Annotated in this window: 15 protein-coding genes; 6 read left to right on the top strand and 9 right to left on the bottom strand. The window is 47.8% G+C overall.

Annotated elements, in window-relative coordinates:
- The first annotated feature begins 14 nt into the window (after positions 1-14).
- The gene (locus BF9343_RS15220) at positions 15-869 is read left to right on the top strand and encodes a glycine betaine ABC transporter substrate-binding protein (RefSeq protein WP_010993293.1); all 855 of its coding nucleotides are present in this window, start codon (positions 15-17) and stop codon (positions 867-869) included.
- Positions 870-910: 41 nt separating this feature from the next.
- Here the strand turns inward: BF9343_RS15220 and BF9343_RS15215 are convergent, their stop codons facing one another.
- The 4 genes from BF9343_RS15215 to BF9343_RS15200 all read right to left on the bottom strand — a co-directional run bounded on the left by BF9343_RS15215 (position 911) and on the right by BF9343_RS15200 (position 6964).
- Positions 911-1414 carry an acetyltransferase gene (locus BF9343_RS15215; protein WP_005814892.1) on the bottom strand — a complete coding sequence of 168 codons (504 nt, stop codon included), beginning with the start codon at positions 1412-1414 and terminating at the stop codon, positions 911-913.
- Positions 1415-1615: 201 nt separating this feature from the next.
- Positions 1616-5170, bottom strand: a complete 3555-nt coding sequence (gene nifJ, locus BF9343_RS15210; RefSeq protein ID WP_005789619.1) for a pyruvate:ferredoxin (flavodoxin) oxidoreductase — start codon at positions 5168-5170, stop codon at positions 1616-1618.
- 36 nt (positions 5171-5206) lie between these two features.
- Positions 5207-5767, bottom strand: coding sequence for a DUF4870 domain-containing protein (locus BF9343_RS15205; RefSeq protein WP_008661197.1), 561 nt, complete (start codon positions 5765-5767; stop codon positions 5207-5209).
- A gap of 18 nt (positions 5768-5785) precedes the next feature.
- Complete coding sequence (locus BF9343_RS15200) at positions 5786-6964, bottom strand: ATP-binding protein (protein ID WP_005780701.1); 1179 nt, start codon at positions 6962-6964, stop codon at positions 5786-5788.
- Positions 6965-7733: 769 nt separating this feature from the next.
- Here BF9343_RS15200 and BF9343_RS15190 point away from each other — a divergent pair.
- On the top strand, positions 7734-8921 hold the full coding sequence (locus BF9343_RS15190) for a hypothetical protein (protein ID WP_010993292.1): 1188 nt from the start codon (positions 7734-7736) through the stop codon (positions 8919-8921).
- A 4-nt stretch (positions 8922-8925) separates the two neighbouring features.
- Here BF9343_RS15190 and BF9343_RS15185 read toward each other — a convergent pair whose 3' ends face one another.
- Together BF9343_RS15185 and BF9343_RS15180 are read right to left on the bottom strand one after the other, a co-directional pair.
- Entirely contained in the window at positions 8926-11196 is a 2271-nt protein-coding gene (locus tag BF9343_RS15185; RefSeq protein ID WP_010993291.1) for a sensor histidine kinase, read from the bottom strand.
- Positions 11197-11279: 83 nt separating this feature from the next.
- Complete coding sequence (locus BF9343_RS15180; protein WP_032534552.1) at positions 11280-12800, bottom strand: glycoside hydrolase family 10 protein; 1521 nt, start codon at positions 12798-12800, stop codon at positions 11280-11282.
- A gap of 267 nt (positions 12801-13067) precedes the next feature.
- On the opposite strand from BF9343_RS15180, the gene BF9343_RS15175 reads away from it, so the two are divergent.
- The 3 genes from BF9343_RS15175 to BF9343_RS15165 are packed head-to-tail and all read left to right on the top strand — an operon-like array spanning position 13068 to position 15235.
- Positions 13068-14495, top strand: a complete 1428-nt coding sequence (locus BF9343_RS15175; protein ID WP_009292946.1) for a carbon starvation CstA family protein — start codon at positions 13068-13070, stop codon at positions 14493-14495.
- A 19-nt stretch (positions 14496-14514) separates the two neighbouring features.
- Positions 14515-14745 carry a hypothetical protein gene (locus BF9343_RS15170; protein WP_005780694.1) on the top strand — a complete coding sequence of 77 codons (231 nt, stop codon included), beginning with the start codon at positions 14515-14517 and terminating at the stop codon, positions 14743-14745.
- Positions 14746-14752: 7 nt separating this feature from the next.
- Positions 14753-15235 (top strand): outer membrane beta-barrel protein, encoded by a 483-nt coding sequence (locus tag BF9343_RS15165; RefSeq protein ID WP_005780691.1) that lies wholly within the window; start codon positions 14753-14755, stop codon positions 15233-15235.
- Between the two features lie 168 nt (positions 15236-15403).
- Here the strand turns inward: BF9343_RS15165 and uvrA are convergent, their stop codons facing one another.
- Complete coding sequence (uvrA, locus tag BF9343_RS15160) at positions 15404-18181, bottom strand: excinuclease ABC subunit UvrA (RefSeq protein ID WP_009292944.1); 2778 nt, start codon at positions 18179-18181, stop codon at positions 15404-15406.
- 169 nt (positions 18182-18350) lie between these two features.
- Between uvrA and BF9343_RS15155 the strand changes: the two genes are divergently transcribed.
- On the top strand, positions 18351-19859 hold the full coding sequence (locus tag BF9343_RS15155; protein ID WP_005814905.1) for a glycoside hydrolase family 10 protein: 1509 nt from the start codon (positions 18351-18353) through the stop codon (positions 19857-19859).
- A gap of 171 nt (positions 19860-20030) precedes the next feature.
- Here the strand turns inward: BF9343_RS15155 and BF9343_RS15150 are convergent, their stop codons facing one another.
- Both BF9343_RS15150 and BF9343_RS15145 read right to left on the bottom strand, forming a co-directional pair.
- Positions 20031-20579 (bottom strand): chromate transporter, encoded by a 549-nt coding sequence (locus BF9343_RS15150; RefSeq protein ID WP_005814907.1) that lies wholly within the window; start codon positions 20577-20579, stop codon positions 20031-20033.
- 25 nt (positions 20580-20604) lie between these two features.
- Positions 20605-21147 carry a chromate transporter gene (locus tag BF9343_RS15145; RefSeq protein WP_010993290.1) on the bottom strand — a complete coding sequence of 181 codons (543 nt, stop codon included), beginning with the start codon at positions 21145-21147 and terminating at the stop codon, positions 20605-20607.

The raw sequence follows: 21147 nt of genomic DNA, 5'->3' as shown, positions 1-21147 counted from the left end.
AGAAAGAATAGGATATGCGAAAATATAGAATAATAGGAAGTTTGTTGCTACTGGCTGTGATGTGCGTAGCCTGTAACCCGGATAGCGGGAAAAAGAAGATAAGCATTGCCTATGCCAACTGGTTGGAAGGAATTGCCATGAGTCATCTGGCTAAAGTGGTGCTGGAAGAGAAGGGGTACGAAGTGGAGTTGCTGAATGCAGATGTAGCTCCCGTTTTTGCCTCGGTTTCCCGTAAGAAGGCAGATGTGTTTATGGATGCCTGGTTACCTGTGACAATGAAGGATTATATAGATCAATACGGTGATCAGATAGAGTTTATCGGAGAGGTATATGATAGCGCGAGGGTAGGGCTGGTGGTACCTCAATATGTCACTATCGATTCGATTGGGGAACTTGCCGCCTACAAAGGGCAGTTCTCTTCCGAGATTGTCGGGATCGATGCCGGAGCCGGTATTATGAAAACTACCGATAAGGCTATCGGGGATTATGGTCTTGATGGTTATAAATTACTCACCTCGAGCAGCTCTACTATGTTGGCTTCTTTACAGAAGGCTATGGAGAAGGAGGCGTGGATCGTCATCACCGGATGGACTCCGCATTGGATGTTCGACCGCTATCCATTGAAGTTCCTGCATGATCCGAAAGGTACTTATGGGAATGTGGAATCTATCTATGTCGTCGGATGGAAAGGATTTACGGAGAAAGATCCTTTTGCGGCAAAGTTTTTCAGTAATATTAAATTCACTACAGAAGAGATTAGTTCGTTGATGAAAGCACTTAAAGATGCACGCATGGATGAAGAAGATCTTGTCCGAAAATGGCGTGACGAACATCGGGAACTGGTAGAAAGCTGGATCCCTGAATCATAAGCGGTATATGTGTGTCCGGGAATCCAACTTCTGATTTCTGTCTATCGGGTAACGGCAGTGCGTTGGTAGGCAAGTCGTTCCGTACCGTTTTTCACATAAATAATGCCACAATAGGTGAAACCGTTCTTTAGGAGAATGTTTTGGAGTACTTTATTGTCACGGTGAGTGTCTACACGCAGGTTCGGACAGTGGGACGAACACCATTCTAGGCATAAGTCCATCAATCCCTTTACCCGTCCGCCGGATGCGATGCGATGGATCACCCCGTAAGGGGCATCGTTGAGCCAGGCGCCGTCTTTGATGACTTTGTAGTTGGGATCTTCTCCCCGGATGAAAGCAAAACAGCCTTCTAACTCTTGATTTTCGTTTACAAACACATAGCTGCTCCCGTTTTCGATATCTTGCCGGATATCATCAGGGGAGGGGTATCCGTTGATCCACTGGTTGGCATTGCCATTGGTAGCCATGAAGCGGCGGGCACGTTCGTAGAATGGCATCACTTGGCCGAGTTCTTCAAGCCGGGTGGGGCGTATGGTTATATTCATGATTATTCCGTTTTTTGGGGGGGCACCACAGATTACACAGATTAACACAGATTAATAATTTATCTTCGTCAATATATAGGATTAAGAGTTCTGTGTTAATCCGTGTAATCTGTGGTGAAACCTATTCATTTTTGTTCAAAAAGGGGGAAAGAACCTCTTTTAGTCCCTTCCCCCTTCGAAAGTTATTATCTGATCAAAGATTTATTCAGCTGCACCCCAAGCCTGGTTAGCCAGACGCTTGTAGTTGTTGTAACGCCATTTTGCGTTGTCTTCAGCTGCCTGGAACAGTTCTTCTGCTTCTGCAGGATACTGTTTCATAACTGATGCATAACGAACCTCGCCTTTCAGGAAGCCTTTGAAGTCATCCCAATTCGGTTCTTTGCTATCCAGCGTGAACGGATTCTTGCCTTCTGCTTCCAGAGCCGGGTTGTAACGCCACAAGTGCCAGTAACCGCACTTAACAGCTTTTTCTTCCTCTTCCTGGCTCTTACCCATACCGGCTTTCAGACCGTGGTTGATACACGGAGCGTAAGCGATGATGAGTGATGGTCCGGGATATGCTTCAGCTTCGCGGATAGCTTTCAGAGTCTGAGCCTGATCAGCACCCATAGCGATCTGTGCAACATATACATAACCGTAAGTAGTAGCCATCAGACCGAGGTCTTTTTTACGTACGCGCTTACCGGAAGCAGCGAACTTAGCGATAGCACCTACCGGAGTAGCCTTAGAAGACTGACCGCCTGTGTTAGAGTAAACCTCTGTATCCAGAACCAGAATGTTAACGTCTTTACCTGAAGCGATAACGTGGTCGAGACCGCCGTAACCGATATCGTAAGAAGCACCGTCACCACCGATGATCCACTGGCTGCGTTTCACCAGATATTGAGTCAGGCCCTTCAGCTCTTTGCTGATCGGGCAACCTGCTGCGATACCTTGTTCGATGATTGCTTCGATCTGCGGAGCCAGTTCTTTGGTCTTATCTGCATCGTACATGTTTTCGATCCATGCTTTCAATACTTCCTTAGCTTCTGCAGGAGCATTGTCGGCTGCCAGGATTTCGTTGAACAACTTCACGATACGTGCACGCATCTTTTCGTTAGCGAGTTCCATACCTAAACCAAACTCACAGAAGTCTTCGAACAGTGAGTTAGCCCAAGCCGGACCGTGTCCTTTTGCGTTGGTAGTATATGGAGTTGAAGGTACTGAACCGGAATAGATAGAAGAACATCCGGTAGCGTTGGCAACCATCTCGCGATCACCGTACAACTGAGAAATCAGTTTCACATACGGAGTTTCACCACAACCAGAACAAGCTCCTGAGAACTCGAACAACGGAGTAGCGAACTGAGAGTTCTTCACGTTAGCCTTGATGTCTACCAGGTGTTGTTTGCTCTTTACGTTGTCTGCACAGTAAGTCCAGTTATCAGCTTGAGCCAATTGGCTTTCAAGGTGTTTCATAGTCAGAGCCTTGCCACCCTTCTTCGGGTTACCCGGACAGATGTCGGCACAGTTACCGCAACCCAGACAGTCGAGAACGTCAACCTGGATACGGAATGTCATACCGTCGAATTGTTTACCTACAGCTTTCAGCATCTCGAAGTTAGCACCCTTCTGCTCTTCAGCGTCGAGTACGAACGGACGGATAGAAGCGTGAGGACAAACGTAAGCACACTTGTTACACTGGATACAGTTTTCTGCGTTCCATTCCGGTACGAAAGCAGCTACACCGCGTTTTTCGTATTTAGAAGTTCCCTGATACCAGGTTCCGTCTTCGATACCTTTGAATGCAGATACCGGCAGTAAGTCTCCGTCCTGAGCATTGATAGGGCGAACTACTTCGTTGATGAATGCCGGGTCGTTGTTTTCAACCTTGGCATCGTCCGGCAGGTTAGCCCAAGCCGGATCAACAGTCAAAGTCTTGTATTCGCCACCGCGGTCAACGGCTGCGTAGTTCTTGTTTACAACGTCTTCACCCTTCTTACCGTAAGACTTCACGATAAACTTCTTCATCTGTTCTACAGCCTGGTCTACAGGGATTACACCTGTGATACGGAAGAATGCAGACTGAAGGATAGTATTGGTACGGTTGCCCAAACCTATTTCCTGTGCAATCTGAGTTGCGTTGATATAATATACAGAGATATTGTTCTGTGCAAAGTATTTCTTCACCTTGTTAGGCAGGTTCTTAGCCAGCTCTTCGCCTTCCCAGATAGTGTTCAGCAAGAACGAACCGTTCTTACGCAGACCACGGGTTACGTCGTACATGTGCAGGTAAGCCTGAACGTGGCAAGCCACGAAGTTCGGAGTGTTTACCAGATAGGTAGAACGGATAGGATCGTCACCGAAACGCAGGTGAGAGCAAGTGAAACCTCCTGACTTCTTAGAGTCGTAAGAGAAGTATGCCTGACAGTGTTTATCTGTGTTGTCACCGATAATTTTCACTGAGTTCTTGTTGGCACCTACTGTACCGTCAGCACCCAAGCCGTAGAATTTAGCTTCGAACATACCTTCGCCACCCAGAGCGATTTCTGCTTCCTGAGGAAGAGAAGTGAAGGTTACATCGTCTACGATACCGATTGTGAAGTGGTTCTTCGGCATCGGCATAGCCAGATTCTTGAATACGGCGATGATTTGTGCCGGAGTAGTATCTTTAGAACCCAGACCGTAACGACCGCCTACGATAACCGGAGCATTTTCTGCGCCATAGAAGCAGTCTTTAACATCCAGATACAGAGGTTCACCGTTAGCACCCGGTTCTTTTGTGCGATCGAGTACTGCGATTGTTTTAGCTGTTTTAGGTACGGCGGCCAGGAAGTGTTTAGCAGAGAACGGGCGGTACAGGTGAACTGCAACCAAACCGACTTTTTCTCCTTGGCTTGTCAGATAGTCGATAGCTTCGCGGGCAGCTTCTGTTACAGAACCCATAGCGATAATTACGCGTTCTGCATCTTCTGCTCCGTAGTAATCGAACAAACCGTATTTGCGGCCTGTGATCTTAGAAATTTCATTCATGTATTCCTCTACGATGGCGGGAACAGCTTCATAGTAGTTGTTGCATGATTCACGGTGCTGGAAGAAGTGGTCAGGGTTTTCGGCCATACCACGGGCAACCGGATTCATCGGATTCAGCGCACGTGCACGGAATTCGGCAAGCGCTTCCTGGTCAACCAACGGAGCGAGATCTTCATTTTCCAGCATTTCGATCTTCTGGATTTCGTGTGAAGTACGGAAACCATCGAAGAAGTTCATGAAAGGAACACGGGCTTTGATTGTGGCAAGGTGTGCAACACCGGCCAAGTCCATCACTTCCTGTACAGAACCTTCAGCCAACATAGCGAAACCTGTCTGTCGCGCAGACATTACGTCCTGGTGGTCACCGAAAATACACAGTGCGTGAGAAGCCAGTGTACGAGCAGATACATGGAATACGCAAGGCAGGAATTCACCGGCAATCTTATACATATTCGGGATCATCAAAAGAAGACCCTGAGAAGCAGTGTAAGTAGTAGTCAGTGCACCGGCCTGAAGAGAACCGTGAACAGCACCGGCTGCACCACCTTCAGATTGCATTTCCTGTACCAATACTGTTTCGCCGAAGATGTTCTTACGTCCTGCGGCAGCCCATTCGTCTACGTATTCAGCCATTGTAGAAGAGGGAGTGATGGGGTAAATGGCAGCTACTTCTGAGAACATATATGAAATATGTGCAGCAGCCTGATTACCATCACATGTGATGAATTTCTTCTGTTTAGTCATAACTAAAAATAATATTTAAGTAAGTAATTTATTTGTTTATTTCAAAAACGGTATGGAAAGCGGATACTTCCATGTTTTTCCGTTCAGTCCTTTGATACCTCCGATGATGGGGAACAGCAGACAAAGAAAACAGCCTATTCCAAGTATCAAGAGGAGCAAGATTCCGGCACCTCCGCCGAATATACCCAGCAGAACTGCTAACGGAGAAGTCTGATCATTTGCGTAATCCATGTCGTTTATGGATAAGATTCCGCTGAACATGAATATTACAAAAAGTACTGTCAGCGCGATGCCGTACAGGAACCAACTGATGTACCAGTTCAGAATGTATTTGCCTTGGCGATTGACGAGTATAGAATTCTCTTTACCCATGATCCAGAATACAATAGGGGCAATCCAGCCTACGTATGGTATGAACATGGCGAAATTCATCAGTGCCAGATAAGCATTTTCCGTCAGTCCCATAGGAAGTACGGCTGTAGGTTTAGCCGTAGCTTCTTCGTCCAATATCTTTTTCTTTTCTTTTTCGAACTCTTCATCGTTCAACGCTCCGCTGTCGTGGAGGCGTTTTAGTTGTTCAAGCTTCTCGTAATCCATAATGTTCAAGATTTGATGTTAATATAAAAAGCCGAACATCCAGAGTGGTATCTGATTGCCACGACCTATTTCTGCCTTGTGCAAAGCATACGTCACTCCGGGGTTATTCTTAATTTTTGCTCCTTCGCAGCATATTTTGAACGGCATCACTTCGTCAACCATGAACGAGGTGTTCTTGTCACCCTTGTGCACTTTGTGGTCTTTCCACATCGTGTTTACAAAGAAAGTGTCCAGCACATCCTGTTCTTCCACCTTTACGGGGTAGATGGAGTACATCAGGTTAGGGTTGTGCAGCATAATCTTCGAGGGCTTTTTAGGAAACTCTTCCCCTTTGGGATAGACCAGGTTGATCAGCCGTGCATCGGCCAGATACTTGATGTAGTTCATCACCGTGGCGCGTGATGTCTGTATGTCGCTTGCCAGTTGGCTTACGTTCGGAGCCTTTGGCCCGTCTACAGCCAACAAATATAATAATTTTTTTATCTTCGAGAGATATTTTAGCTCAATTTGTTTGATAAGCAGGATATCTACTTCTACCATCATGTTCATGGTCTTGAGCAGATTCTCAGAGAAATTGCGTTTCTCGAGGAAGAAGGGGTAGAAGCCGTGATGGAGGTAGTCTTGAAAATAATCCAGAGGGCGGACTTTGGAAAGCACCCCTTTGGCTATCTGTTCGTGGCTGCTCAATATCTCTTCGAGTGTGTAGTGACGGAATTTCATCCCTGTTTGCAGGTTCAGAAATTCGCGGAACGAAAAACCGCGGAGGTTGTAGCTCTTCACGATGTCACGCAATTCCAGGTTTTCTTCTTTGAGCCGCATGACGGACGAACCGGTGAATACAATCTTCAGGTTGGGGAAACGGTCGTAGCACATACGTAGCTCGCGGCTCCAATCGGGGTGCTTGAATACTTGGTCGATCAGCAGAACCTTCCCACCGCGTTTCTGAAATTCATTGGCGAAATCGACAATGCTGTGTCCGGAGAAGTAGAAGTTGTTCATGTTGATAAAGAGGCACGAACGGTCGGTTCCGAACTTCTCCTTGGCGTATTGAAGCAGGAAAGTGGTTTTTCCCACGCCACGTGTTCCTTTGATACCAATCAAGCGGTCACTCCAGTTTATTTCGTCCATCAGGTCGCGGCGGACCGGGGCATTGGTGTGCTCAACAAGGTAGGCATGTGTGCGGTAGAATGTTTCCATCTCTTATCTTGGGTTTTTCGGGGGGCAAATATAAGCCTTTTTTTAGAGATTGCAAAGTAGAGATAGCAAAATTGTGGTTTCGTTTAGCAAGTTTATCTTTTGCTTCACTTTGTCAAAACGGTATTCCTGATAGGTGGCAGGGGCGTTATTTCGGGGCAATGGCAAGCTGCTTCTGAAAAAACGCAGCCATTTCAATCGGGCAATTGTGATTTTGCTTGTCTACTTCAGTGTTTGCTTGCAAATATAAATATTGTTTTTTGTTTTCGGTAGTTTCTGCCGGTATTTATTTGAAAAAGGGTTTCTTTTGTCAGTTCGAAATGTTTGCTCCGGAGAGAGCAAATAGAGACGGAGAAAGGGAAAAGAGCCTTTGTTGACGGGCTGTCAATCGTCACTCCGGGAGATATGAAGGCTTTGCCCCGAAGAAGTGAAGGCTTTACCCGGGGGAAGTGAAGGCTTTGTCCGGCGGAAAGTGACGGTTTGCCCCGCATAAAGTGACCTGTTTCCCGGTTTTATATGCGTTTTTGTGCATATATTTGCAGGAAACTTACCGGCTTTAACGCTGGTTGTTTCTTGGATAGCAAAGGGCTTGTAAGTGAAAAACCGGAAATGGAAACAAAAGGACAGGAGACGGTGCATTTAAGGAATTAAATGATGGTTTCTGTCCCCGGGCATGGATATATCTTAGGGTGAAAAAACACGTAACTGTTCGCTGCCATCACTCGCACAAGTTCCTGCGTCCGGATGAACCCTGTTTAATTAATTGATGCTAATGACGAATCTGCTTTACTTGTTTAATCCTGATCAGGATCTGGCTCTTGCCAGTGGCGAAGTCAATTATATGCCGCCTGCCTCCGCCCGCAGAATGGCGGAAGAGTTGGCATTGCTTCCCGTATGGTTTGCGGACGGGCCGTGCAGTGTGCTTGCTCCGTCTGCCTATAATCAGTCTTTTCTGGAAGAGATGCTCGACTTATTTCCGCTTCCCGCATCATTGAGAACCCAGGCCGAAGATTTTTCGGAAGTCCGTTCGGTGGTTCCCTGGGGATGGAATCCGGCACTCCGGAAACGTCTGCTTTCATTGGGAGTACCCGATGCTGCGCTACCTTCGATGGAGGATATAGGACGGTTGCGCGATCTGTCCCATCGTTTGCAAGCCGTACAGTTGTTGCCCGGTCTGCAAGTGGATGAAGTGTTTTGTGGAGAGTCTTGCTACCTGACTGCTTTGTCCGACTGCCGGGCATTTGTAGAGAGTCTGGAACGCTGTCTGCTCAAAGCCCCCTTGTCCGGAAGCGGTAAAGGGCTGAACTGGTGCAAGGGAGCGTTCACTCCTCTGATAGAGCGTTGGTGTGCCCGGGTTATAGAGCAGCAGGGGGGAGTTGTCGGTGAACCTATATATAATAAGGTAGAAGATTTTGCCATGGAGTTTTATTCGGACGGAAAGGGGCGGATTATTTTTGCCGGATACTCTTTGTTCCGTACCAATGCCGGTGGGGCTTACGAAGGAAACCGGTTGTTGCCTGATGCGGAGATTGAACGAAGATTGTCGGCTTATGTGTCTGTGGCGGCTTTACACCGGCTTCGGGAGGAGTTGCAAAGACGGTTGTCCGTCTCTTTGGAGACGGAGTATGCCGGTTATCTGGGAGTAGATATGATGATTTGCCGGTTCGCTCTCCTTCCGGAGTTTCGCATCCATCCTTGTGTGGAGATCAACCTGCGGATGAATATGGGGCTTGTGTCGCGGATGCTATACGATCGTTATGTACGACCCGGGGCTGGCGGAACGTTTCGTATCTCTTATCATCCGTCTGACGGGCAAGCATTGCAGGAGCATGATGCAATGAAGGTTGCGCATCCGTTGCACACCCGAAACGGACGGGTGGTGAAAGGCTATCTGCCATTGGTGCCTGTCCGGAAGTCGAGCCGCTATCGGGCTTATATCTTGGTGGAAACCGGCGGATAAAGTTTTATATAGGTTGCTTTTTGCAAGAAAAGAAAATGGAGAAGCGGCTTCCCGTGCCTGCTTCGGACCGTAATGATAGCCTTCCCTGAAGTTTTTCTATGATCAGTTTGCAGATAGAGAGTCCCAGGCCGGTTCCTTGCGCAAACTCGTTCTGTTTGTAGAATCGGCCGAATATCATCTTTTGTTCGGACTGCGGGATACCGATTCCGGTGTCCTCTACATAGATCTCCACTTCTTCGGTTTGCGGCATGTAGCTCCATCCCAGTTTGATGGAGCCTTCCCGGGTAAATTTGGAGGCATTGTTCAGGAAGTTGGTGATCACCTGAACCAGCCGGTTTTTGTCGACGTGTACGATCAAGCCCTTTTCGCCTTCTTCCAACAGGAAGTGGAGCTGTCCGGGAATCAGAATCTTATGTGTCTGATAAGTATCCCTGATAAGGGCATCCAGCGGATAGTCATCACAGTCGAATGACATATATCCGGACTCGATGCGCGAAAGTTCCAATATATCGTTAATCAGTTTCAGCAACAACTCGCTGTTGCGGTTGATGGTATCTATATACTGTTCCTTCTCTTCGGGGGTGATGTCCGTATCATCCGGAGAGGCAAGCAGGGTGGAGAATCCGACAATGGCATTTAGCGGTGTACGTATTTCGTGGCTTATGTTGGCCAGGAAGGATTCTTTAAGTTCCGCCTTTTCCGCCATTTTACGGGCCTCGATCAATTCCTGTTCCCGTTTCTTGTAGTCCTCAATGTTTAATAAAAGGCCGGTGGTTTTCTGTCCGCCCAGAGCACTCTTCATGGTGCTGCACCGAAGTTCCCACCATTGGTATCCTGTACCGTTAAAGTCGCATTTCAGCTTTATGAAGTGTTTGCCGTTGGTGGCGTTCTTTGTCAATAAGGCTTGTGTCGTATCCAGATAGTCGGCATCCACAAAGGACAGGAACCCGTCAATCGTCAATGGATGGGGAGCCATGCCCAAGTTTTTCCAAAAGGCGTATTCAAACACCATCGTATCGTCCTTTAACCGCCATGCGTATGTATCGCTTCCCTCGACTGCCAGCGCCAACGATTCTTTCTCATCTTCCAGTTCGTACAGGATGGAGCGTTTCCTTTTCGTTTCACGCCAATACAGGTAAGTGATGCCCGACAGCAGGCTGACAATGGCGGTGATGCTGCCTAATAGTGCGAACCACCAGACGATGGGGTGCCGGGTCTTGAATGGAATGTTGATAATGGTGTATTCATGGGGAATGTCTGCGATGGCCAGATGTTCTTTTTGCATGGCATTCCAGTCGATGAAGTATCCTTTGGCGCTTTCCTGAATGGGTATGTCGGCAACGTTTTCTCCATTGAGGATACGGGCCGCCGCATGAACGGACTCTTCTACCTGGATATGCATCGGGGTGATGTATCCGCCCAGAAAGTCGTGCCCGCAGTCAAAAAGTTCATTGATCGTTGTAAAGCGTTGCCGGGTGGACAAAGATGCCATAGTGACCGTTGTGTAGTCAAACTTTGTCTGCAGATAAGGGAGGGTACTGTATTTACTGATAGACCAGATGAAGTCTCCACCTTTTGTCTGATCCTTATTCTGGTTCTTGGAGAGGTTACGGGCAGATAGCGCATTAATTATTATATGTCCTTTTTCTGCTTCTTTCCGTGTGTCGTTTTTGTCCAGATGCCAGTCCAGATTGGATATGATGTCCGTCGATTTCAATTGGTTGTCAATATCGTTTCGGACTTTCCGGTCTAAGAACGTAAAGTCAAGTATGGTGTAAATATGGTTTTTGCCGGTTAGCTTGTGCACCATTTCCAGATTCTTTCTGAAATCTATCTTGTCGTGAAACCCGGTGACGTTGTTGTATTGTCCGATCAGTTCCCAATTGGGATAATTGACTCCGGAGAATACGATTGGTATTCCCTTCAATAACGGATGATGGGTTTCCAATAACGAGTAAGTGGCCTGGTCATCGTTAACAAGAAGAACTTCAGGTTTCCATTTCGAAATAGAATCGAGAAAGTTATTGATCTTATCTATCTCTTGCTGTTCGTTGTTAATTTCACAATTCAGATAGAAGAAAGTAAGTTCTACGGGAATGTGAGCTTTGGCGAATTCCTTTTTTATCAGTTTATTGAATTCTGCATATCCTTGGTAATCCTTTTCATAAGAGTGGATCACCAATACCCGCCGCTCTTCTTTTGAATAACAGGAGGTCAATAGCAGTAAGATCATACAGCAACGTATGAGTGAATGAATGGACCGCATACTTTTCATTCGGTGTGTTGTTCGTTTGTTCGGTTTGTTTTTCGTCTATTTCACAAAGATACTATATTAATGATATAAATAAGAAAAGATGGTTATTTTTCTTCTTGTTGAGCTGCCTTACTTTCATTTCCACAGCGGTCCACAGCCGTGACGGCAAAATACTTCCTGGCTGTCCATGGGAGGATGGGAGCATATATGTAGTGCGTATCCCGCAGATTCTGCACGAGGATATTTTCCGGATTCGTGATATCTACCGGATACGTGTCCGATGCGTAGACCACGTACATGGGAGCATTCTGCTTGTCATTGTCCGTAGCGGCTTTCCAGTTGAGACGGGTATATCCGTCGCCGGCGGAGACAGCCTTCAATGCTGAAGGGGCGGTGGGGGAGACGTTGTCAATCCACGGCATCGGCGGTTGTAGTGCCGGATATTGATAGAAATGATCCAGCAGGAGGTCGTATACCCCTTGGGTGTTGTCCATCAGATACTTTACCCGGTAGTGCGCTTCGCCTGCCAGCCGATTGGAGCGGATGAAGTGCATTTGGCGTTCCACCTCTTCGGTGGTCCAGTTACCTTCGTCGGGGTGGAGGAAGTAGATACCGAGTCCGGGGACGATGTGGCGTCCGTTGCTTTGTTCCTGCCAGTCGAGGGCAAACGGATAAAAACCGTTGCCCCGGAAATACATCATCGGGTAGATCTGGTCCTGGATGCCTTCGCCCAGCCAGCCTTGCGGATCCTGATAGACAGTGAAGAAGGCATTCCAGCCTTTAGAGGAGTAGCGTGAGGTGTCACGGTATTTTCCTACCGGGCAGGTGCTCACCTTCACCCAAGGCTTCATGGCTTTTACACCGTTGTAGATGTAGCGTACAATGTCGGTCAGGTTGTCCCGGCGCCATTGTGCCAGCGTGCGTCCTTTGCCGTAGCGGCGGAAGTCGTAACTGTCCGGAAAGCGCGGGGCGTTTTCCGGATAGCGGAGATAGTCGAAGTGCACTCCGTCCACATCGTAACGGCTGACTACCTCACGTACCAGTTTCATTAAATATTCCTTGGTAGCAGGATGTCCGGGGTTGAGGAAATATTCATTTTTGTAAGGCACGCAGATGTCACGCTCACGCCTGGTCACCGATTGCTTGCCAAGTGAGGCCACATGTTTTTTGCCTCCCAAGGGGATGGTCACCATCCAGGCATGGCATTCCATGCCTCGTTTGTGGCACTCTTCAATGGCGAAGGCCAACGGATCGTATCCGGGATCGCCTCCGGTTTTTCCTGTCAGTATGGAGTTGAAGGGTTCGATGTCCGAACGATAAAGCACATCACCACGGGTACGAGTCTGGAAAAGTACCGTATTGAAGTTGGCCTCTTTCAAGCGGTCGAGGATATCGATCAGTTCTTCTTTCTGTCGCCGGATACCTGCAGGAGTGGTTGCTTTGGTGCGTGGCCAGTCCAGTCCGTAGACCGCAGTTATCCAGGCAGCCCGTACCTCGTGTTTCGGGGAGGTCTGCGCATGGAGCGGAAGTAAGGAGAGGAGAAAAAGAAAGAGGAGGGATGTTCCTCTTCCGGCTCTCTTTTTCACTGAGAAAGATTCGTTATGGCTTTTATAGATGGTATTCATAAATCTAATGGTTTTGATGTTCACCACAGATTACACGGATTAACACAGATTGATAATTTATTTCATTGAGAATCCGGTTAAAGAATCCGTATCAATCCGTATGAATTCGTATGAATCTGTGTTAATCCGTGTAATCTGTGGTGAAACGTCTTCTAAACTGCCTTCCGCGGTAAGCGGAAGGCTTGCAAAGTTAGCAAAACCCTTCGTAAAGTTGTGTAGTTTCCTTAGATTATGTTACATTTGCGCTGATTAACAATTCAACACGCCATGATTACATTCACGATTTGCCTGCTGGCTCTGATTGCAGGTTACTTTATTTACGGACGGTTGGTGGAGCGTGTCTTTGGCCCCGACGACCGAAAGACCCCGGCACTGACACATGCCGACGGAGTGGATTATATTCCCCTTCCTACCTGGAAAATCTTCATGATTCAATTTTTAAACATAGCCGGTCTCGGCCCCATCTTCGGAGCTATTATGGGAGCGAAGTTCGGTACTGCTTCCTATCTGTGGATTGTGTTGGGAAGTATCTTTGCCGGTGCCACACACGATTATTTCGCCGGAATGCTCTCTCTGCGTAACGGTGGTGAGAGCTTGCCTGAAATTGTCGGCCGTTTTCTGGGGATGACTACCAAGCAGGTGATGCGGGGTTTTACCGTTGTCCTGATGATTCTGGTAGGTGCGGTCTTTGTGGCAGGACCGGCAGGACTGCTGGCGAAGTTGACTCCCGACAGTCTCGACACTACTTTCTGGATCATTGTGGTGTTCATCTATTATATTCTTGCCACTCTGCTTCCGGTCGATAAAATCATCGGAAAGATATATCCCTTGTTCGCTGCAGCTTTGTTGTTTATGGCAGTGGGTATCCTGGTGATGCTTTATGTTCATCATCCGGTCATCCCGGAGTTGTGGGACGGATTACAGAATACTAATCCGGAAGCAGCCGTGTTACCTATTTTCCCGATTATGTTTGTCAGTATCGCCTGTGGAGCCATCTCCGGATTTCATGCTACGCAAAGTCCCCTGATGGCACGTTGCATGACTTCTGAGCGTCATGGACGTCCTGTCTTTTACGGTGCCATGATTACCGAGGGCATTGTGGCGCTGATCTGGGCTGCCGCCGCGACTTATTTTTATCGTGAACACGGTATGGAAGAGAACAATGCCTCTGTCATTGTAGACGCTATAACGAAAGATTGGCTCGGTGCGGTAGGTGGGGTGCTTGCCATTCTGGGAGTGATTGCGGCGCCTATTACATCGGGCGACACCGCGTTTCGTTCGGCACGTCTGATCGTAGCCGATTTTCTGAAACTGGAACAAAAAAGCATGCGTCGCCGTTTGTATATTTGTGTGCCGATGTTCATTGTCGCCATCGGGCTGTTGCTTTACAGTTTGCGTGATAAAGACGGGTTCGACATGATCTGGCGCTATTTTGCCTGGGCCAACCAGACCTTATCGGTCTTTACTCTCTGGGCCATCACAGTCTACTTGGCGCGTGCCCGCAAGTGGTATGGTTTGACATTGGTTCCCGCTCTGTTTATGACAGCTGTCTGTTCCACTTATATCTGCATCGCCCCCGAAGGATTAGGATTGTCACATTGGGTTTCGTATGTGACAGGAGGGCTTTGTACACTGATTGGAGCCGTTTGGTTTATTGTTTGGAAAAAAGGGATTGGATACTCGTATAAAAAATAAACTCGATATTCGTATAAAGATGAAGAAAGTAAAAAAGTCAACCTGGGTTACTGTCGCCTTGCTGATCTATGTATCTGCGACAGCGGCTTATCTGCTGCCTCGCAATCATGAGGTGAGCGACACAGAGAAATATCTCACCCTGGCTGCTTCGTATGTCATTGTTCTGGTTCTCTGGCTGGTGCTGAGAAAAAAAGAACAGATGCAGCAGCGCCGCCGGGAGGAAGAACATATGAATAACCTGAAAAAGTAGAAACGTTATGAAGAAATTAATGTGGATCGTATGTCTGCTTGTCGTTTCAGTGACGGCACAGGCACAGTTTGAGAAAGGAAAGTGGATTGTGAATCCCTCGGTGACGGGACTTGGACTTTCGTACAGTAAGTCTGAGAAAACCCAGTTCGGGTTGCAGGCGCAAGGCGGTGCTTTCCTGGTGGATAATGTGGCACTGATGCTCACGGCCGGAGCCAATTGGAGCAAACCGGAAGATAAGTACACACTGGGTGTGGGTGGAAGATATTATTTCGACAAATGCGGCATTTATCTCGGAGCCGGATTGAAGATGAATCGCTATAACTGGAAAGTAGGAGACACGACCGACTTTGCCTTCGGTGCGGAGGCTGGCTATGCGTTTTTCCTGACACGGACTGTTACCATCGAACCGGCTGTCTATTATGATTTGAGTTTCAAAGACAGTGATTTGTCGAAGTTCGGACTGAAAGTAGGCTTCGGATTCTACTTCTGATTTTTCTTTTAAAAGGAACTCACCACAGAGGGCACAGAGTAACACAGGGTGAATTTTAAGTCATTGATTATCCATATTGATAATCTGTGTATTCTGTGGTGAAAAGACTTTTGACAGCCCCTTTGTGGTGAGTTCCCGATAAAATTGATTAGAGAACCCTTGCTTGTTTTACAAGTGGTTCAGTTTCTCCTGCAGGAATTGTCCCGTATAACTTGCCGCACAGGCAGCCACCTCTTCCGGCGTTCCGGTTGCCACAATATTGCCGCCCTTATCTCCGCCTTCCGGTCCGAGGTCTATCACGTAATCGGCACATTTTATGACATCCATGTTGTGCTCGATGATTACGATGGAGTGTCCGCGTCGGATCAGTGCATCGAATGCATCGAGCAACTTGCGTATATCGTGAAAGTGCAATCCCGTAGTAGGTTCGTCGAAGATAAACAGCGTCGGGTCTGCTTTCTCCTGACTCAGATAGTAAGCCAGTTTCACGCGTTGGTTCTCTCCTCCTGACAGGGTAGATGAAGATTGCCCCAGTTTGATATATCCCAAACCGACATCCTGCAAGGGGATCAGTTTCTTCACAACCTTCTTCTGTCCGTGTTCCGTAAAGAATTCAATAGCTTGGTTGACTGTCATTTCCAGTATGTCATAGATATTTTTATCCTGGAATTTCACTTCGAGTGTATCGGCCTTGAAACGTTTTCCGTGACATGATTCACACTCCAGCACCAGGTCGGCCATGAATTGCATTTCCACTGTGATGGTTCCGTCACCTTTACACTCTTCGCAACGCCCACCCTCGTTGTTGAAGCTGAAATGTCCTGCGGTATATCCCATTTGTTTGGCGAGCGGCTGGTCAGCCCAGAGCTTGCGGATTTCGTCGTATGCTTTGATGTAGGTCACCGGATTGGAGCGGGAAGACTTGCCGATGGGATTTTGATCGACAAACTCCACATTGCGCAGATTGCGCAGGTCGCCTTCGATGGACACAAATTCTCCAGGACGCTCGCTGCATTCGTCCAGTTCGCGTTTCAGCGCGCGGTAAAAAATGTCGCGTACCAGTGTGCTCTTTCCCGAACCGCTAACACCCGTCACTACCGTCATCACATTAAGTGGGAAGCGGGCGTCCACACCTTTCAAGTTGTTTTCACGGGCACCTTTTATTTCGATATAGTTGTTCCATGGACGACGGTGTTCCGGCACGGGAATGGTCTCTTCGCCCAGCAGGTATTTCACCGTATAACTGTTGCTGCCTTTCTTTAAATCTTTCATGTCACCCTCGTATACTACCTGTCCGCCCAGTCGTCCGGCATTCGGACCGATGTCGATGATGTAGTCTGCGGCACGGATGATTTCTTCGTCGTGCTCTACCACCACGACCGTGTTGCCCAACTGCTGGAGTTGGCGGAGCACATGAACCAATCGGTCGGTATCCCGACTGTGGAGTCCGATACTCGGTTCGTCGAGGATGTAAAGGCTGCCCACCAAGCTGCTTCCCAACGAAGTGGCCAGGTTGATGCGCTGGCTTTCTCCGCCCGACAACGAATTGCTGAGGCGGTTCAGTGTGAGATAGCCCAGACCCACATCAATCAGGAACCGGATGCGGCTGTTGATTTCCGTCAGGATACGACGGGCTACGGCCTGGTCGTGTTCGTTCAGCGTGAGCGAGTCGAAGAATTTTTGCAATTCGGTGATAGGCAGGTCTACCAGTTCGGAAATGTTCTTTCCACCCACGCGGACGTATCCCGCTTCGGGTTTCAGACGGGTGCCGTGGCATTTCGGGCAAAGCGTCTTTCCGCGATAGCGTGCCAGCATCACACGGTATTGAATCTTATACTGATTCTCCTCGAGCATCTTGAAGAAGTCGTTGATGCCATGGAAGTATTGGTTTCCTTCCCACAACACCCGGCGCTGTTCGTCGGTTAGCTCGTAGTAAGGAGTAAAGATCGGGAAGTTGAATTTTTCGGCATTGTGGATCAGCTCTTCGCGCCATTCTCCCATCTTTTCGCCCCGCCAACAGACAATGGCTCCGTCGTAGACGGACAAAGAACGGTTAGGCACCACCAAGTGCTCGTCGATACCGATCACTTTTCCGAATCCTTCACATACGGGACAGGCACCGATCGGGGAGTTGAACGAGAACATCTGGTCGTTCGGTTCTTCGAACGTCATACCGTCGGCTTCGAATTTGGTACTGAAAGTATGCAACCGGGTCGTTCCGTCCGGCTGATAAAAGCGAAGCATACACATGCCGTCGCCTTCGTACATGGCTGTTTCGGCAGAGTCGGTCAGGCGACTGATGGCATCCTTGGATTTTGCTGCCGTCATTCGGTCGACGAGCAGGTATACCACGTCCTCTTTGCCGGCAGCATATTCGTCGATACGCACCATCTCGCCGTTTACTTCAAGACGGTTGAAACCTTGCTTCCGGTCGATCTCCAACTGTTGTTCGAGCGTGCGTCCGTCATGCAGGTAAATCTGTGTCAGCACGGTATAGCGGGTCCCTTCCGGATAAGAGAGCATGCAGTTTACAATGTCTTCGATGGAGTGCTTCTTCACTTCCTCTCCGCTGACGGGACTGTAGGTTTTGCCCACACGTGCATAAAGCAGGCGCAGGTATTCGTAAATTTCGGTCGAGGTACCTACGGTGGAACGCGGGTTACGGCTGTTCACTTTCTGTTCGATGGCAATGGCGGGCGGAATGCCTTTGATAAAGTCACATTCGGGTTTGCTCATTCGGCCCAGAAACTGGCGGGCATAGCTACTGAGACTTTCCACGTAGCGACGCTGTCCCTCGGCATAGAGGGTGTCGAAAGCGAGCGATGATTTTCCGGAACCGGAAAGACCGGTGATCACCACCAGTTTGTTGCGGGGAATGTTTACGTCAATATTCTTCAGATTGTTGACTCTGGCCCCTTTTATAGAGATGTATTTACTATCAGTCATAAGCATTTTCGTTACTTGGACTGCAAAGATAGTGAGTCAGCAACGTTTAACCTAACAGTGGAAGGAACTTTTATCTTAAAAACACTTGCGAAGATTGAATTGCTTGCTTAACCGTTGCAAATGAGGAGCAAAATTGTATCTTTGCACCACATTTTTATGAAAACCAATTATGAACCTGAGAAAACTGATTCTTCTTTTAGCTCTCTTTCTTGCAACAGGAGTGGGGGCACAAATACAACAACAAAGCCCTTATCCGAAAAGAGAATTTCGCGGAGCGTGGATACAGGCTGTTAATGGGCAGTTCCGTGGTATTCCTACTGAGAAGTTAAAACAAACACTTATCGATCAGCTCAACTCTTTGCAGGGGGCAGGCATCAATGCGATCATATTCCAGGTGCGTCCGGAGGCAGATGCTTTATATGCTTCACAATTGGAACCGTGGAGCCGTTTCCTAACCGGAGTGCAGGGGCAGGCGCCTTCGCCCTACTGGGATCCGATGCAGTTCATGATCGACGAGTGCCATAAACGGGGAATGGAGTTCCATGCGTGGATCAATCCTTATCGGGTGAAGACATCACTGAAGAGTGAGCTGTCGGCCAATCACCTGTATAATATCCATCCGGAATGGTTTGTCACTTACAATAATCAACTCTTTTTTGATCCGGCATTGCCCGAAAGTCGTCGTCATATTTGCATGGTGGTGGCGGACATTGTTTCGCGTTACGATGTAGACGCTATTCATATGGATGATTATTTCTATCCTTATCCGGCAAAAGGCATGGACTTTCCGGATGACGCAAGCTTTGCCCGTTACGGCGGAGGGTTCACCAATCGTGCCGACTGGCGCCGGAGCAATGTTAATATATTGATTCAGAAGATACACGAGACTATTCGTGGCTTGAAGCCTTGGGTGAAGTTCGGTATTAGTCCGTTTGGTATCTACCGTAACGAAAAGAACGATCCGCTCGGAAGCAAGACCAACGGCCTGCAGAACTATGACGATCTGTATGCAGATGTATTGCTTTGGGCGCGCAATGGTTGGGTCGATTATAATATTCCGCAGATATACTGGCAGATAGGGCATCCTGCCGCCGATTATGAAACCCTGGTGAAATGGTGGGCAAAGAATACGGAGAACCGTCCTTTGTTCATTGGCCAGTCTGTGATGAATACGATTCAAAATGCCGATCCGAAGAATCCTTCCATGAATCAGCTGCCTCGCAAGATGGCTTTGGAAAGAGCTTATCAGACGATCGGTGGCAGTTGTCAGTGGCCGGCGAGCGCTGTGGTAGAGAATGCCGGAAAATATCGGGATGCACTTGTGCAGGAGTATCATAAGTATCCTGCTTTGGTTCCCGTTTTCGACTTTATGGATGATAAAGCACCGGGTAAAGTCCGTAAAGTGAAAAAAGTATGGACGGAAGATGGTTACATGTTGTTCTGGACTCCTCCGAAAGCTAAAGATGAGATGGATCGTGCTGTGCAATACGTTGTTTATCGTTTTGGTGATAAAGAAAAAGTGAACATTGACGATGCTTCGCATATTGTTGCCGTTACCCGTAACAATTTCTATAAGCTCCCTTACAAGGATGGGAAAAACAAATACCGTTATGTTGTGACAGCACTTGACCGTCTGCACAATGAATCGAAATCGGTAAGTAAGAAAGTGAAACTGTAAATGTATTACAAAAGATGAGGGGATGTGTCATCATTCACCACAGAGGACACAGAGTAACACAGAGGAGATTCTAAATTATTGAGTAGTAACAAAAAAACTCCATGTTACTCTGTGTTCTTTGATACTCCGTGTTACTCTGTGGTGAATTTGAGTTTCCGCAGTGAGATTCCCCTAGTATAAGATTAGTCCGGCTATTCCGCAGGCGATAATCATCAGAATCGGGTTAGCGTGATATTTTTTTGTTCCTATAAAGGCTACTAGGAAAATAATGATGCTGATGACAAAAGTATAAGTATCGTCTGTGGGCGAACCGAAGTTTTCCACATTCATCAAGACCAGAGCAGCCGATGCCAATAATCCTACCACTGCAGGGCGGAGTCCGCAGAACACAGCCTCTACGGCAGGATGTTTCTGATATTTCAGGAAGAACTTACTGATGGTCAACATCAGGATAAATGACGGCAACACTACCGCAAAGGTGGCGATGACAGATCCCCAGATACTGCCTGTAGCCGTAAAGCCAACATAGGTAGCGGCGTTGATACCGATGGGACCGGGAGTGGACTGGCTGATAGCTACAATATCGGTGAACTCTTGAGTACTTACCCAATCATAGCGTGTCACCACTTCTCCCTGAATCATCGAGAGCATGGCATATCCGCCTCCGAAGCCAAATAATCCGATTTTGAAGAATGTATAAAAGAGTTGCAGGTAAATCATAATGTTTCAATGTAAATGTGAATGATTAGGGATGTGACTGTTTCCATTTTCCCCAGCAGAAGCCACCTACACCTGCCGCGATAATAATCCAGATGGGAGAGAAGCCCAATAACCAAATGAGCAGGGCGGAGATAACCGGAATCCAGAGGGTATATCGATTGACTTTGGCAGACTTTGCCATGCTGAAAGTGGGTGCTGCAATCAGTGCGACTACAGCAGGACGTATCCCTTTGAAGATTCGTTCTACAATGGGGTTGTCTTTGAAGTTATGAAAAAACATGGCAATGGCCAATATGATGACGAATGACGGAAGTACCGTCCCAAGAGCGGTGACAAGGCTTCCCCGTATGCCGCGTAGCTTGTATCCTATAAAGATCGAAATGTTTACGGCAAGAATGCCCGGGGCGGATTGGGCTATGGCAAGCAGATCGATAAAGTCATCCTTGGAAATCCAGTTCCGTTTGGTTACGATTTCGTTTTCGATCAGAGGCACCATAGCATAGCCGCCTCCGATAGTGAAGGCACCAATCTTGAAAAAGATGCCGAATGCTTCAAGATAAATATTCAT

Source organism: Bacteroides fragilis NCTC 9343, assembly GCF_000025985.1.
In the GTDB taxonomy this organism is placed as follows: domain Bacteria; phylum Bacteroidota; class Bacteroidia; order Bacteroidales; family Bacteroidaceae; genus Bacteroides; species Bacteroides fragilis.
This window is presented reverse-complemented; position numbering and strand designations above follow the sequence as displayed.

What these genes read in the sequence shown, in the direction of transcription:
- BF9343_RS15220 (WP_010993293.1), top strand. Translation starts at nt 15, where the DNA reads ATGCGAAAATATAGAATAATAGGAAGTTTGTTGCTACTGGCTGTGATG.
- BF9343_RS15215 (WP_005814892.1), bottom strand. Translation starts at nt 1,414, where the DNA reads ATGAATATAACCATACGCCCCACCCGGCTTGAAGAACTCGGCCAAGTG.
- nifJ (WP_005789619.1), bottom strand. Translation starts at nt 5,170, where the DNA reads ATGACTAAACAGAAGAAATTCATCACATGTGATGGTAATCAGGCTGCT.
- BF9343_RS15205 (WP_008661197.1), bottom strand. Translation starts at nt 5,767, where the DNA reads ATGGATTACGAGAAGCTTGAACAACTAAAACGCCTCCACGACAGCGGA.
- BF9343_RS15200 (WP_005780701.1), bottom strand. Translation starts at nt 6,964, where the DNA reads ATGGAAACATTCTACCGCACACATGCCTACCTTGTTGAGCACACCAAT.
- BF9343_RS15190 (WP_010993292.1), top strand. Translation starts at nt 7,734, where the DNA reads ATGACGAATCTGCTTTACTTGTTTAATCCTGATCAGGATCTGGCTCTT.
- BF9343_RS15185 (WP_010993291.1), bottom strand. Translation starts at nt 11,196, where the DNA reads ATGAAAAGTATGCGGTCCATTCATTCACTCATACGTTGCTGTATGATC.
- BF9343_RS15180 (WP_032534552.1), bottom strand. Translation starts at nt 12,800, where the DNA reads ATGAATACCATCTATAAAAGCCATAACGAATCTTTCTCAGTGAAAAAG.
- BF9343_RS15175 (WP_009292946.1), top strand. Translation starts at nt 13,068, where the DNA reads ATGATTACATTCACGATTTGCCTGCTGGCTCTGATTGCAGGTTACTTT.
- BF9343_RS15170 (WP_005780694.1), top strand. Translation starts at nt 14,515, where the DNA reads ATGAAGAAAGTAAAAAAGTCAACCTGGGTTACTGTCGCCTTGCTGATC.
- BF9343_RS15165 (WP_005780691.1), top strand. Translation starts at nt 14,753, where the DNA reads ATGAAGAAATTAATGTGGATCGTATGTCTGCTTGTCGTTTCAGTGACG.
- uvrA (WP_009292944.1), bottom strand. Translation starts at nt 18,181, where the DNA reads ATGACTGATAGTAAATACATCTCTATAAAAGGGGCCAGAGTCAACAAT.
- BF9343_RS15155 (WP_005814905.1), top strand. Translation starts at nt 18,351, where the DNA reads ATGAACCTGAGAAAACTGATTCTTCTTTTAGCTCTCTTTCTTGCAACA.
- BF9343_RS15150 (WP_005814907.1), bottom strand. Translation starts at nt 20,579, where the DNA reads ATGATTTACCTGCAACTCTTTTATACATTCTTCAAAATCGGATTATTT.
- BF9343_RS15145 (WP_010993290.1), bottom strand. Translation starts at nt 21,147, where the DNA reads ATGAATATTTATCTTGAAGCATTCGGCATCTTTTTCAAGATTGGTGCC.